A 13,439-nucleotide genomic window follows, 5' to 3' on the forward strand; every position below is an offset into this window, starting at 1 on the left:
CACGCCAACAGATGTGGAAAGTTGATCACATCTTTGGTTCACTGGAGAGATAACAACAAATCAGGGGAAATGATGAAAACGATCGGTCTGTTAGGCGGTATGAGCTGGGAATCCACCATTCCTTATTATCGACTCATTAATGAAGGGGTAAAACAGCGTCTGGGTGGCCTGCACTCGGCACAGATTCTGTTGCACAGCGTAGATTTTCACGAGATTGAAGCCTGTCAGTCTGGCGGTGACTGGCAGCGGGCTGGGGAGATCCTCGCGCAGGCCGCCGCAGGGCTTCAGCAAGCCGGAGCGGAAGTGATTGTGCTGTGTACCAACACCATGCACAAAGTTGCTGAGGCGATTGAAACCGCCTGTGACGTGCCGTTCCTGCATATTGCCGATGCGACGGGTCGGGCCATACAAAAACAGCAGATGAGCAACGTGGCGCTACTGGGTACGCGCTACACTATGGAGCAGGATTTTTACCGCGGGCGCCTACAGACTGAATTTGGTATTAGCACGCTTATTCCTGAGGCTGATGATCGTCAGAAAATAAACCAGATTATTTTCGACGAGCTGTGCCTCGGTGAGTTCAGCAACGCTTCCCGCGACTACTACCTGAGCGTAATTGATCAGTTGGCTAAACAGGGCGCTCAAGGGGTTATCTTTGGCTGTACCGAGATTGGTCTGCTGGTTCCAGCCGAGCTAAGTCCATTACCGGTTTTCGACACCGCGGCAATCCATGCGCAAGATGCGGTGGCGTTTATGCTTTCGTCTGTGGATACAAAATAGCCTCCAGCGGATCGATAAGTCTCGGGAGATGGGCTTGCAGATGCGCCGTAAAAGCATCGACCAGCGCCGAGGCAGGGCGATGAAGTGGGTGGATCAGGCTGACCGTAAAGGGTACCGAAATACTGAAGCGGCGGATAACCACTCCGCTGCTGGCATAATCCAGCGCGGTCAGTGGGTTTACCACCGAGATCCCCACGCCCGCCCGCACCATTGCACAAATTGAAGCGGCGCTGTGGGTTTCAATCACCATGCGGCGCTTCACCTGATGTTCGTTAAACAGGGTGTCCAATAGCTGACGGTAACTGTCGGTCCGCGACAGGCTGATATAGTTCTCTCCCTGAAAATTCTGCGGCGTTAATACCGCTTTCTCGGTCAGCGGATGCCCCTGCGGCAGTACACACACTTCATCCAGCGCCAGCAATTCGGTGCGTTTCGTTCCGGCTGGCGTATGCAGCGTTTCCGTTAACCCCAGATCGTGGCGCTGCGCCGACAGCCACTCTTCCAACAGTGGTGACTCCTGCGGCACGATCTGAATGTTGACCTGCGGATAGCGCGCGAGAAATGGCTGTAGCAGCGGCGGTAAAAAGGACTGCGAAAATACCGGCAGGCAAACAATCGACAATTCACCTTGACGAAATTCGCGCAGGCTTTCGGCGGCGCTCACAATTCTGTCCAGGCCGTACCACGAACGTTGTACCTCTTCAAACAGACGTAAGCCTTGCACGGTTGGATGCAGTCGGCCACGCGTGCGTTCAAACAGCGTTAATCCCAGGACTTTTTCGAATCGGGCCAGTTCCCGGCTGACGGTGGGCTGCGAGGTATGTAGCATGCGCGCGGCTTCCGTCAGATTGCCTGCGGTCATGATGGCGTGAAAAATTTCAATGTGACGCAGGTTAACCGCGGGCATAAGCAATCCTCAAATGAGCTAATCCATATCATTTTTGCATAGACTCAAGATAAAACGATATTTTTTATTCTTTTTGAGCTGTGGCGTAATCATAAAAAAGCCAATACCGGAGCACGCCATGCCACGCCCACTCAACAACACAGACACTGACCTGACCGCCGACAACCTGTTGCGCCTGCCTGCCGAATTCGGCTGCCCGGTGTGGGTCTATGATGCGCAGATTATTCGCGCGCAGATTGCCAAACTGAGTCAGTTTGACGTGGTGCGTTTTGCCCAGAAGGCATGTTCGAATATTCATATTTTGCGCCTGATGCGCGAGCAGGGCGTGAAGGTCGATTCCGTCTCGCTTGGCGAAATTGAACGCGCGCTGGCGGCAGGTTTTGTACCGGGCAAAGATGAGATTGTCTTTACCGCCGATATGATTGATGAAGCGACGCTCGCCCGGGTGCATGAATTGAGCATTCCGGTAAATGCCGGGTCGGTCGATATGCTGGAACAACTGGGCCAGCTCTCGCCGGGCCATCGCGTGTGGCTCCGCGTAAACCCTGGCTTTGGGCATGGACACAGTCAGAAAACCAATACCGGGGGTGAGAACAGCAAGCACGGTATCTGGTACAGCGATCTTCCGGCGGCGCTGGAGGTAATTCAGCGCTATAAGCTGAAGCTGGTAGGTATTCATATGCATATCGGCTCTGGCGTGGACTACGCGCATCTGGAGCAGGTGTGCGGCGCGATGGTGCGTCAGGTGGTGGAATTTGGTCAGGATCTGGAGGCGATCTCCGCAGGCGGCGGTTTATCAATCCCGTATCGCGAAGGTGAAGAGGCGATCGACACCGATCACTATTTTGGATTGTGGAACGCCGCGCGCGATAGTATTGCGCGTCATCTGGGTCATGCCGTCAAACTGGAGATCGAACCAGGGCGTTTCCTGGTCGCGGAAGCCGGCGTGTTAGTGGCGCAGGTGCGCAGCGTGAAAGAGATGGGCAGCCGTCACTTTGTGCTGATCGATTCGGGCTTCAACGATCTGATGCGCCCGGCCATGTACGGTAGCTATCACCATATCTCCGCGCTGGCGGGAGATGGTCGTTCTCTGCAACAAACTCCTCAACGGGAAACCGTGGTGGCCGGACCGCTGTGCGAATCAGGCGACGTGTTTACCCAGCAGGAAGGCGGAAATGTGGAAACCCGTCTGTTGCCTGCGGTGGTGCCGGGTGATTATCTGGTTTTGCATGATACCGGGGCGTACGGAGCGTCAATGTCGTCAAACTACAATAGCCGCCCGCTGCTGCCGGAGGTCTTGTTTGATAACGGCGTGGCGCGACTGATTCGTCGTCGCCAGACCATTGATGAGCTGTTAGCGCTGGAATTAATCTGAGTAAAGCAGGCCGGATAAGGTGCTTGCGTCGCCATCCGGCTCTTTTTCATATTACTTAAAGTACGGTCCGAGCGTTACTGAGTCACGTAATACCAGTTTGCCGGTAAACGGAGGGATCGGCTCCACGCTCTCATCGTTGGCCAGACGGATAGCCTGGTCGATTGCCGTGGTTATCATGGTATCAATCGGCAGATAAACGGTAGATAACCCCGGTTCCAGCCATTTGGCGCTGGGCGCATCATCAAAACCAAACAGCGAGACGTCCGTCGGGATCCTCAGTCCGGCCTGATGTAACGCTTTTGATGCACCTAATGCCATGTCATCGTTACAGGCGAACAGGGCGCTGAATTTCACCCCTTCCTCCAGCAGTTCTCGACAGGCTTCATAGCCTCGCGTCATCGTGGAGTCGCCGTATTTAACCTTATCAGGATCCCAGGGAATACCGTTTTTTTCCAGAGCCTTACGATACCCCATCAGGCGGGATTTACCGGTAGGCGTATGGCCTGGCACGGTGATACAAGCAATATCGCTGTGCCCCTGCGAGATCAGATAATTGACCGCCTGATACGCCGCGTCTTCCTGCTCAAAGAAAATCGCGCGATCGCGGGCCTGACTGACATCACGGTTGATGACCAGCAAGGGCATCGCAATGCTGTTCATCAGCGACATAATCGCCGTTTCACTCATATAGCGGGTATAGAGAATAATGGCGTCGCACTGCCTGTCGGCCAGCATTTGCACGGCTTCCTGCTCACGCTCCGGCGTGTCGTGACCATCGGTGACGATCAACTGCTTGCCGTGAGACTCCGTCTGGCGCGAGGCCTGTTGCAGCAGGCGGCCAAAGTAGAATCCATCAAATGTGGAAACCACCAGGCCAATGCTGTTGCTGGTGCGATTCGCTAAAGAGCGCGCTAAAAAGTTGGGCCGATAATCGAGTGCCTGCATGGCCTTGAACACTTTCTGGCGCGTGCTCTCTTTTACCTGACCCGTTCCATTTAGTACGCGCGAAACGGTCGCTTTTGAGACGCCTGCGTGTCGTGAAACGTCCAACATCGTAGTCATGACGCAATCCTGGTTAATCGTTTGACGATGAGTTCCCCGGTTCTGTCAGCGCCGAAACGGAATGGCGACGCACCAGAGTTGGGTTAAAGACGTGGGTAATTTCAGGTGCGGGTCGCTTCTCCGCCAACGCGAGCGCGAGTTCAGCGGCCTGGGTTGCCATAGTTACGATGGGATAGCGTACCGTGGTCAGACGTGGGCGCACATAGCGGGAAATCAGCACATCATCAAAGCCAATCAGCGAGATTTCTCCCGGCACATCAATGCCGTTATCATTCAATACGCCCATGGCGCCAGCCGCCATTGAGTCGTTGTAGCAGGCTACCGCAGTGAAGTTTTTGCCACGACCAAGTAACTCGGTCATGGCCTGTTCACCGCCGCTTTCATCCGGTTCGCCGAAGGTCACCAGTCGATCGCTTACCGGTATATTGCTCTCCGCCAGCGCGTCGTAATAGCCTTGCAGACGATCTTCCGCATCAGAAATACTGTGATTGGAACACAGGTAGCCAATGCGCGTATGGCCCTGCTGAATAAGGTGTCGGGTAGCGAGCCACGCGCCGAAACGGTCGTCGAGGGCAACGCAGCGTTGTTCGAATCCCGGCAGAATTCGGTTAATCAATACCATGCCGGGGATTTGCTTCATTAATGAAGCCAAATCCGCATCCGGGATGATTTTGGCATGGACAACAAGGGCCGCGCAGCGGTGGCGAATGAGCTGTTCAATCGCCTGACGTTCCTTCTGTTCATTATGGTAGCCGTTGCCAATCAGCAAAAAATTCCCGGTGTTATAGGCCACCTGCTCGACAGCTTTAACCATTGCCCCAAAGAATGGATCGGACACATCACCAACGACCAGTCCGATGGTTTCAGTGGATTGTTGCGCCAGTGCACGCGCATTCGCATTGGGGTGGTAGCTGAGTGATTCCATTGCACTCGTTACGGCCAGACGCGATGCTTCGCTGGCTTTGGGGGAATCATTGATCACTCGAGAAACGGTGGCGACTGATACACCAGCTAGTCGGGCTACATCCTTTATGGTCGCCATGATAGTACCTGTTGTGGGTAAACGCTTACATTCCGTCAGTGTTACGGAAAATGGCTGGCTGTTCAAGCAGATTGCCCGTCAGGACCTCGCAAATGTGAGCGCGCGCGAGCGAAGTAAGACAGAAAATAGAAAATGCTAATTTTTGCTTACACTTTGCGATGTGCTGTTGCGATTGTTCGCTGGTGGGAGAACTGAGCGGATTGCTAAAGTTGGGATCCCAGAGGTATTGATAGGTGAAATCAACTTTCGGGTTGATCACTAGAATTACACCAGCCTGCGCAGATGCGCAGGTTTTTTTTTGCCTTCAGCCTATCTGTAACAGTAACCGATAATTTACACAACTCGTTGCATTTGGGTTCATTCCTTTGCGTTTTCGTACTGGCGTATCTGGCTGCTGACGACCACAATCAAGATCCCAGAGGTATTGATTGGTGAGATTATTCGGTACGCACTTCGTACCTGTCTCTTGCACCGACCTGCGCGGATGCGCAGGTTTTTTTTCGGACTGTATTTACCTGTTTACCTGTCGCGCCCATTCCCCAACTCGTATACTCTCCCACCATTAATGTTTCTATAATTAATGGCACAGGGAGTTGAGATGCTATTTGGCTTTTTTCGTAATCTGTTTCGCGTGCTTTTCCGCGTTCGCGTCACGGGCAATGTCAGCGCGCTACAGGGAGAACGCGTTCTAATCACTCCCAACCATGTCTCATTTATAGACGGCATCCTGCTGGCGCTATTTTTACCGATTCGTCCCGTCTTCGCCGTTTACACCTCGATCAGCCAGCAATGGTATATGCGCTGGCTAACCCCGCTGATTGACTTCGTGCCGTTAGACCCAACCAAACCGATGTCGATTAAGCATCTGGTCCGTCTGGTCGAGCAGGGCCGTCCGGTGGTGATTTTTCCCGAAGGACGCATTTCGACCACCGGTTCGTTGATGAAAATATATGACGGTGCCGGGTTTGTCGCCGCGAAGTCGGGAGCGACGGTCGTTCCTGTCCGCATTGAGGGGGCAGAGCTTTCCCACTTCAGCCGCTTGAAAGGTCTGGTTAAACAGCGATTCTTCCCGCGTATCCAACTGCACATTCTACCGCCGACCCAAATGCCAATGCCGGAAGCCCCGCGAGCTCGCGATCGCCGCAAAATCGCCGGTGAAATGCTGCATCAAATTATGATGGAAGCACGCATGGCGGTACGCCCGCGTGAAACGCTATACGAGTCGCTGCTGGCGGCAAAATACCGTTTTGGCGCGGGCAAAAACTGCATTGAAGATGTTAACTTTACGCCAGACAGCTACCGCAAACTGCTGACTAAGACGCTCTTTGTGGCCCGTATTCTGGAAAAATACAGCGCCGAAGGTGAAAAAATCGGCCTGATGCTGCCAAATGCGGGGATCAGCGCGGCGGTCATTTTTGGAGCCATTGCGCGTCGACGCATTCCGGCCATGATGAACTACACGGCGGGCGTGAAAGGGTTAACCAGCGCCATTACTGCGTCTGAAATCAAAACGATCTTCACTTCCCGACAGTTTCTCGATAAAGGCAAACTCTGGCATCTACCGGAACAGCTCACCCAGGTGCGCTGGGTTTATCTGGAAGATTTAAAAGCCGATGTGACGTTGAGCGATAAGCTGTGGATTTTCTCACATCTGCTGGCACCGCATCTGGCGCAGGTGAAACAGCAGCCGGAAGAGGCTGCGGTGATCCTCTTTACGTCTGGTTCGGAAGGCCATCCGAAAGGCGTGGTCCACAGCCACAAGAGTATTCTGGCGAACGTTGAGCAGATTAAAACAATTGCCGATTTCACCGCCGATGACCGCTTTATGTCGGCACTGCCGCTGTTCCACTCCTTTGGCCTGACGGTGGGATTATTCACGCCGCTACTGACCGGTGCGGAAGTGTTTCTTTATCCCAGCCCGCTGCATTACCGCATTGTGCCGGAGCTGGTATACGACCGGAACTGCACCGTGTTGTTTGGTACTTCAACGTTCCTCGGCAACTATGCGCGTTTCGCGCATCCGTACGATTTCCACCGCCTGCGCTATGTGGTGGCAGGCGCGGAAAAACTGCAAGACAGCACAAAGCAGCTATGGCAGGAGAAATTTGGTCTGCGCGTCCTTGAAGGCTATGGCGTGACGGAATGTGCGCCGGTTGTGTCGATCAATGTACCGATGGCGGCAAAATCAGGAACGGTAGGGCGCATCTTGCCTGGCATGGATGCCCGACTGCTGGCTGTTCCGGGTATTGAGGACGGTGGGCGTTTACAACTGAAAGGCCCGAATATTATGAGCGGCTATTTGCGCGTCGAAAAACCTGGCGTGCTGGAAGTGCCGACGGCAGAAAATGCGCAGGGTGAGATTGAGCGCGGCTGGTATGACACCGGAGACATCGTCCGCTTTGATGAAAACGGCTTTGTACAGATCCAGGGACGCGCCAAGCGTTTTGCTAAAATTGCCGGAGAGATGGTCTCGCTGGAAATGGTTGAGCAACTGGCATTGGCGGTATCTGCAGACAAAATGCACGCCACGGCGATCAAGAGCGATGCCAGCAAAGGTGAGGCGCTGGTGCTGTTCACTACCGACAGCGAACTCACGCGTGAAAAACTACAGCAGTATGCGCGAGCGCATGGCGTGCCTGAACTTGCCGTGCCGCGTGATATTCGCCACCTGAAGCAACTCCCATTACTCGGCAGCGGTAAGCCGGATTTTGTTACGCTGAAAAGCTGGGTCGATGAGCCGGAAAAACAACATGATTGAGTCAGCGCACACTAACACTTCAATCTGGTCCAAAGGGATGATGTCCGTCATCGCCGCGCAGTTTCTGTCGGCGTTTGGCGATAACGCGCTGCTGTTCGCCACGCTGGCGCTGCTGAAGGAACAATTTTATCCGGACTGGAGCCAGCCAATCCTGCAAATGGTGTTTGTGGGCGCTTACATCCTGTTTGCGCCATTTGTTGGACAGGTGGCGGATAGCTTTGCCAAAGGCAGAGTGATGATGTTCGCGAACGCCCTGAAACTGCTGGGCGCGGCGAGTATTTGCTTCGGCATTAATCCGTTTCTCGGGTATACGCTGGTGGGGATTGGCGCGGCCGCGTACTCACCGGCCAAGTATGGCATTCTCGGTGAATTGACCACCGGTGACAAACTGGTCAAAGCTAACGGCCTGATGGAAGCCTCCACCATCGCCGCGATTTTGCTCGGTTCTGTCGCCGGCGGCGTTCTGGCCGACTGGCATGTGATTGCCGCGCTTTCTGCCTGTGCGCTGGCCTATGCTGGCGCCGTGGTGGCTAACCTGTACATCCCGAAACTGGCCGCGGCTCGTCCTGGCCAATCCTGGCATCTGGGGAAAATGACGCGCAGTTTCTTCTGCGCCGCTTCTTCGCTGTGGCGCAACGGTGAAACACGTTTTTCGTTGGTCGGAACCAGCCTTTTTTGGGGCGCGGGCGTCACGCTGCGTTTTCTGCTGGTGCTGTGGGTTCCGGTGGCGCTCGGCATCACCGATAACGCTACGCCGACCTACCTCAATGCTATGGTAGCGATTGGGATTGTCGTAGGCGCGGGGGCGGCAGCGAAGCTGGTGACGCTGGAAACCGTGTCGCGCTGTATGCCTGCGGGGATCCTGATTGGCGTCGTGGTGCTGATTTTCTCACTTCAGCATGCGCTGCTTCCGGCTTACGCGTTGCTGATGCTTATCGGCGTGTCAGGTGGCTTCTTTGTGGTACCGCTGAATGCGTTGCTGCAGGAGCGGGGCAAGAAAAGCGTCGGTGCGGGTAATGCGATCGCGGTGCAAAACCTGGGCGAAAACAGCGCGATGCTGCTGATGCTTGGGATTTACTCACTGGCAGTGCTGGTGGGGATCCCGGCGGTAGCGATTGGTATTGGATTCGGCGCGCTGTTTGCGCTGGCGATTGCGGCGCTGTGGATTTGGCAGCGCCGCCAGCCTGGTACGAGATGAGTGAACAATGAATGTGCCGGATGGCAGCGTCGCCTTATCCGGCCTACAGAGAGCAGCAATTTGTAGGTCTGATAAGCGTAGCGCCATCAGGCACTAACCGTCACGGTGCAGGATAGGTATACACCTGATGCACCGCTTCAATCTCTGTCAGTACTTCTTCGCTCAACTCCAGATGCAGGCTTTCAACGTTGGTTTTTAGCTGCTCCATCGTCGTGGCTCCCAGCAGGGTGCTGGCGACAAACGGCTGACGACGCACGAATGCCAGCGCCATTTGCGCAGGATCCAGATTATGGCGTTTCGCGATATCCACATAGGCCGCAACGGCTTTTTGCGTTTGCTCGCCGCTGTAACGCGTGAAACGGCTAAACAGCGTATTGCGTGCACCGGCAGGCTTCGCGCCGTTCAGGTATTTACCGGTTAATGTACCGAAGCCAAGGCAAGAGTAGGCCAGCAGTTCAACGCCTTCATACTGGCTCACTTCCGCCAGTCCAACCTCATAGCTGCGATTCAGCAGGCTGTAGGGGTTCTGGATGGTGGCGATGCGCGGCAGATCGTGTTTGTCCGCCAGGTGCAGGTAGCGCATCACGCCAAACGCGGTTTCATTGGACACGCCGATGTAGCGAATTTTCCCCGCGCGCTGAAACTCTGCCAGCGCGTCCAACGTATCCAGCAGCGAAACGACTGGCGCAGAGTCCGTCCAGCTGTAGCCTAACTTACCAAAGCAGTTGGTCGGGCGCTGCGGCCAGTGAACCTGATACAGATCCAGGTAATCGGTTTGCAGTCTTTTCAGGCTGTCGTGCAGCGCTTCACGAATATTTTTACGGTCCAGCGCCTGATTCGGTCGAATACCGCTGTCGTTGTTACGTGAAGGTCCACTGACCTTAGAAGCAACGATTAGCTTTTCACGGCTACCGTGTTTGGCGAGCCAGTTACCTACGTAGGTTTCGGTGAGACCCTGGGTTTCAGGACGCGGCGGTACCGGATACATCTCGGCAACGTCGATCAAATTTATGCCTTGTTCTACGGCATAATCGAGCTGTGCATGTGCGTCGGCTTCGCTGTTTTGTTCACCAAACGTCATTGTGCCCAGCCCCAGTGTACTGACTTCAAGCGAGCTGTGGGGTATACGGTGATATTGCATAGCCGTTTCCTTTTTATAATCACGACATAAGGATTATAAAAATGGCTGAGGGAAGAGAAAAAGGGAAGTAAAATTGTTAAGGCCAGCGCGCTGCTGACCTCAACCATCAGCGTTCAATGATTTGAGACACATCATCGCGATTAATCTGCATCGCATTGCCTTGCTGGTCGTGATAGCTCACCAGACCGGTATCATCGTCAATTTCTGGTTTTCCATCGGTCAGGATCATTCGACCATCTTTTGTCGCCATTACATAATCACTGCTGCATCCGGAAACGGCAAAAGCCAGTCCTACGGCGGAAATCAAAACTGCCCATTTTTTCATCTGCTTATCCTCACATGGCCTGCATCTGACAATAGTTTAGTAATAACGCGAAGTTGTGCATGGCGAAAGCAGTAAAATCTTAAACTGTGAGAAGAGGTAGGTGTGGCGCGCATTCGCTCCCCGTGCGGGGAGCGATGGATTTCATCAGAGCGGATTTTTTTTATTACGCCACAGGTTCAGCGTCTCTACCGCAATAGAGAAGAACATGGCGAAATAGATATATCCTTTCGGAACGTGGACGTCGAAACTTTCCAGAATTAGCGTGAAACCGACCAGAATCAGGAACGAGAGCGCCAGCATTTTTACCGAAGGATGGCGATCGACAAAATCGCCAATCGGGCGTGCAGCAAACATCATCACACCCACGGCAATCACCACTGCCGCCATCATGATAAACAGATGATCGGACAAGCCTACCGCAGTAATCACGGAATCCAGGCTGAAGATAATGTCTAACAACATGATCTGCACAATCGCGCCCAGAAAAGAGGAAACGCGGGTTTTCAGCCCCTCTTCCTCACCTTCAATGGATTCGTGGATCTCCTTACTGGCTTTCCAGATCAGGAACAATCCCCCGAGTAGAAGGATCAGGTCGCGCGCTGATATTGCCTCGCCAAACACTTCGAATAGCGGGTTTGTCAGACGCGTTACCCAGGCGATAGAGGCCAGTAGTGCCAGACGCATGATCATCGCCGCCGCAAGCCCAATACGTCGGGCATGATTGCGTTGCGCTGTCGGGAGTTTGGCTACTACCAGAGAGAGGAAAATAATATTGTCGATCCCAAGAACGATCTCCAGCAGCGTCAGCGTACCGAGCGCAAGCCAGGCGTTAGGATCGGTTATCCATGCAAATAACATCGAACAAAGTCCTGCCAAAAAAAAGAAGCGGTAATTATAGGCCCGTAACGCGGCGGGTGAAAGACCGGACGGTGCCTATTGCGCCTGGAACAAGAAATGTCGCTCAAGCAATGCGCGCGTGAAGTTCTTTTTCAAGTAAAAACCGCGTGGTAGGGTCAGGATGGGTTCGCCATGGGCGCCAATGGCCTCGGTAAGCGCTCGGGCGTTGGCGGCTTTAGGACGCAGCTGTAGCACTTCCCCATGGCGGGCAGTGATGCGTTCGACGTGGCCTAACACAATCATATCCATCAACTCTTCCCAGTCCAGACGCAATTGCCGGTCTTCTTCTTCATTCGGGCTCCACAGCAGGGGAGAACCGACGCGGCGCTCAGCCAGCGGGATGCTGCGTTCGCCTTCTACCGGGATCCACAGAACGCGTTTAAGTTTGTGCCGCACATGGCTGGTTTCCCAGGTAACGCCGGTATTGCCGGTTAACGGTGCCACGCACACAAAGGTGGTTTCCAGCGGTCTGCCAAGGCTATCCACTGGGATTGTTTTCAGCTCCACGCCCAGCGCCGCAAAATCCTGTTCCGGTTTGCTGCCCGCACTGGCGCCAAGCCAGATTTCCAGTAGTACGCCAATCCAGCCTTTATCGCGCTTGAGATCCTTGGGTGCGACGAGTCCCGCCATTGCCGCCAACTCTCCCAGCGCGTAGCCCGAAAGCTGCCGTGCCTGACTCAACAACTGGGCTTCAGATTCAGGGGGAGAAAGCAGCGGATGGAGTTCTGACATCGGGTTAACCCTTAGGTGAAAAAATGAGCAAAGATTTTATACCGTGTGGACAGAGTTTATCTTTTTCCACATGCTTTATTCAATTCTATGATTTATATTGGTTTTTAGATTCACATACGCAGAGTTGCGCAACAGCGAAGCGGGTTTTCCAATTCTGGTCACTGACAATGAACAGGATCTTACACCATGTTATCCACAGAAAGATGGGATAACTGTGAAAAACCCCCACTACTGTTTCAATTTACAGCCTTGACGTGCGACGAAAATCGAATTTTCACACAAATTGTGCCTAACTTATTGGCATAATCTGTGGATAAAACCAACGCTGGTCGATCTTTCATCAGCCTGAAGATCGTGTGCGTGATATACGTCACGTTTCTATGGGTTTATTTGCGCTGAACGGTTTTAACTTTATGAATATAGAAGACTATTTTTGATATGTGACGAATGTCTTATTCGGACTGTTCTGGGTTTTCCCATAGTAATTCCGTACTTCTTCACAACTATATCCACAGAAAAGGTGAATAAAATCGCCTTGCTTGCCCTTCTTCTGTTTATAACTCCGCCCTTAGCTGTGAGTTATTCAATTGTTATTAGAGTATCGCGCCCTTAACAGAGTGGTTTACCGCCTCTCTGGAGTGTGAAACAATCGTTTGTATATAAGGTTTATATTGAGGTAGTCCGGTGATTGATGACGATGGCTACCGCCCGAATGTAGGGATAGTAATTTGTAACCGCCAGGGGCAGGTCATGTGGGCCCGGCGATTTGGTCAGCACTCCTGGCAATTCCCGCAAGGTGGGATAAATGCAGGAGAGACAGCAGAGCAGGCGATGTACCGGGAACTCTTTGAAGAAGTGGGTCTCAGTCGTAAAGATGTACGGATCCTTGCTTCTACTCGTAACTGGTTGCGTTACAAGTTACCGAAACGTTTGGTGCGTTGGGACACGAAGCCGGTTTGTATCGGCCAGAAACAAAAATGGTTTCTTCTGCAATTGGTTAGCAGCGATGCTGAAATCAATATGCAAACCAGCAGTACACCTGAGTTCGACGGCTGGCGCTGGGTGAGTTACTGGTATCCGGTTCGACAGGTGGTGTCATTTAAACGCGATGTCTATCGCAGGGTGATGAAAGAATTCGCAAGTGTTGTCATGGCGCTTCAGGAGAGCACTCCTAAGCCCCAAAGCGCACCTGCGTACAGACGTAAAAGAGGTTAAGCTACGC

General features: G+C 53.4%; 12 protein-coding genes. 5 read left to right on the forward strand and 7 right to left on the reverse strand.

Annotation, left to right across the window (positions count from 1 at the left end; translation table 11 throughout):
* Positions 1-72 precede the first annotated feature (72 nt).
* The gene (locus HV311_RS04435) at positions 73-780 is read left to right on the forward strand and encodes an aspartate/glutamate racemase (RefSeq protein WP_191221177.1); all 708 of its coding nucleotides are present in this window, start codon (positions 73-75) and stop codon (positions 778-780) included.
* Here HV311_RS04435 and HV311_RS04440 read toward each other — a convergent pair.
* Positions 752-1,687 carry a LysR family transcriptional regulator gene (locus HV311_RS04440; RefSeq protein WP_191220759.1) on the reverse strand — a complete coding sequence of 312 codons (936 nt, stop codon included), beginning with the start codon at positions 1,685-1,687 and terminating at the stop codon, positions 752-754. The genes HV311_RS04435 and HV311_RS04440 overlap by 29 nt on opposite strands.
* 118 nt (positions 1,688-1,805) lie before the next feature.
* On the opposite strand from HV311_RS04440, the gene lysA reads away from it, so the two are divergent.
* Positions 1,806-3,062 carry a diaminopimelate decarboxylase gene (lysA, locus tag HV311_RS04445; RefSeq protein ID WP_191220760.1) on the forward strand — a complete coding sequence of 419 codons (1,257 nt, stop codon included), beginning with the start codon at positions 1,806-1,808 and terminating at the stop codon, positions 3,060-3,062.
* A gap of 51 nt (positions 3,063-3,113) precedes the next feature.
* Here lysA and HV311_RS04450 read toward each other — a convergent pair whose 3' ends face one another.
* Entirely contained in the window at positions 3,114-4,115 is a 1,002-nt protein-coding gene (locus HV311_RS04450; RefSeq protein WP_191221178.1) for a LacI family DNA-binding transcriptional regulator, read from the reverse strand.
* 22 nt (positions 4,116-4,137) lie between these two features.
* Positions 4,138-5,166 (reverse strand): HTH-type transcriptional regulator GalR, encoded by a 1,029-nt coding sequence (gene galR, locus HV311_RS04455; RefSeq protein ID WP_016157382.1) that lies wholly within the window; start codon positions 5,164-5,166, stop codon positions 4,138-4,140.
* 598 nt (positions 5,167-5,764) lie between these two features.
* Here galR and aas point away from each other — a divergent pair.
* Both aas and lplT read left to right on the forward strand, forming a co-directional pair.
* Positions 5,765-7,924 carry a bifunctional acyl-ACP--phospholipid O-acyltransferase/long-chain-fatty-acid--ACP ligase gene (gene aas, locus HV311_RS04460; RefSeq protein WP_016154280.1) on the forward strand — a complete coding sequence of 720 codons (2,160 nt, stop codon included), beginning with the start codon at positions 5,765-5,767 and terminating at the stop codon, positions 7,922-7,924.
* A complete protein-coding gene (gene lplT, locus HV311_RS04465; protein WP_016154279.1) occupies positions 7,917-9,122 on the forward strand; it encodes a lysophospholipid transporter LplT in 1,206 nt (401 codons plus the stop codon). Before aas ends, lplT begins: the two co-directional genes overlap by 8 nt.
* 100 nt (positions 9,123-9,222) lie before the next feature.
* On the opposite strand, the gene HV311_RS04470 is transcribed toward lplT, so the two are convergent.
* The 4 genes from HV311_RS04470 to mutH all read right to left on the reverse strand — a co-directional run bounded on the left by HV311_RS04470 (position 9,223) and on the right by mutH (position 12,217).
* Positions 9,223-10,263, reverse strand: a complete 1,041-nt coding sequence (locus HV311_RS04470) for an NADP(H)-dependent aldo-keto reductase (RefSeq protein WP_191220761.1) — start codon at positions 10,261-10,263, stop codon at positions 9,223-9,225.
* Between the two features lie 106 nt (positions 10,264-10,369).
* Positions 10,370-10,588 carry a lipoprotein YgdR gene (gene ygdR / locus HV311_RS04475; RefSeq protein ID WP_000758660.1) on the reverse strand — a complete coding sequence of 73 codons (219 nt, stop codon included), beginning with the start codon at positions 10,586-10,588 and terminating at the stop codon, positions 10,370-10,372.
* Between the two features lie 144 nt (positions 10,589-10,732).
* On the reverse strand, positions 10,733-11,446 hold the full coding sequence (locus tag HV311_RS04480) for a TerC family protein (RefSeq protein ID WP_016154277.1): 714 nt from the start codon (positions 11,444-11,446) through the stop codon (positions 10,733-10,735).
* Positions 11,447-11,521: 75 nt separating this feature from the next.
* Positions 11,522-12,217: a DNA mismatch repair endonuclease MutH gene (mutH, locus tag HV311_RS04485; RefSeq protein ID WP_181626981.1), complete on the reverse strand. Its 696-nt coding sequence runs from the start codon at positions 12,215-12,217 to the stop codon at positions 11,522-11,524.
* 684 nt (positions 12,218-12,901) lie between these two features.
* Between mutH and rppH the strand changes: the two genes are divergently transcribed.
* Positions 12,902-13,432, forward strand: coding sequence for an RNA pyrophosphohydrolase (gene rppH / locus HV311_RS04490; RefSeq protein ID WP_003825602.1), 531 nt, complete (start codon positions 12,902-12,904; stop codon positions 13,430-13,432).
* Positions 13,433-13,439: the final 7 nt, after the last annotated feature.

It is taken from the genome of Citrobacter sp. RHBSTW-00881 (genome assembly GCF_013728515.1).
Lineage (GTDB): Bacteria > Pseudomonadota > Gammaproteobacteria > Enterobacterales > Enterobacteriaceae > Citrobacter > Citrobacter braakii.

Bases quoted from the DNA above. Each gene is read 5' to 3' on its own strand.
- HV311_RS04470 (WP_191220761.1), bottom strand. From the start codon at position 10,263: ATGCAATATCACCGTATACCCCACAGCTCGCTTGAAGTCAGTACACTG.
- HV311_RS04480 (WP_016154277.1), bottom strand. From the start codon at position 11,446: ATGTTATTTGCATGGATAACCGATCCTAACGCCTGGCTTGCGCTCGGT.
- HV311_RS04435 (WP_191221177.1), top strand. From the start codon at position 73: ATGAAAACGATCGGTCTGTTAGGCGGTATGAGCTGGGAATCCACCATT.
- lplT (WP_016154279.1), top strand. From the start codon at position 7,917: ATGATTGAGTCAGCGCACACTAACACTTCAATCTGGTCCAAAGGGATG.
- galR (WP_016157382.1), bottom strand. From the start codon at position 5,166: ATGGCGACCATAAAGGATGTAGCCCGACTAGCTGGTGTATCAGTCGCC.
- lysA (WP_191220760.1), top strand. From the start codon at position 1,806: ATGCCACGCCCACTCAACAACACAGACACTGACCTGACCGCCGACAAC.
- HV311_RS04440 (WP_191220759.1), bottom strand. From the start codon at position 1,687: ATGCCCGCGGTTAACCTGCGTCACATTGAAATTTTTCACGCCATCATG.
- aas (WP_016154280.1), top strand. From the start codon at position 5,765: ATGCTATTTGGCTTTTTTCGTAATCTGTTTCGCGTGCTTTTCCGCGTT.
- ygdR (WP_000758660.1), bottom strand. From the start codon at position 10,588: ATGAAAAAATGGGCAGTTTTGATTTCCGCCGTAGGACTGGCTTTTGCC.
- mutH (WP_181626981.1), bottom strand. From the start codon at position 12,217: ATGTCAGAACTCCATCCGCTGCTTTCTCCCCCTGAATCTGAAGCCCAG.
- HV311_RS04450 (WP_191221178.1), bottom strand. From the start codon at position 4,115: ATGTTGGACGTTTCACGACACGCAGGCGTCTCAAAAGCGACCGTTTCG.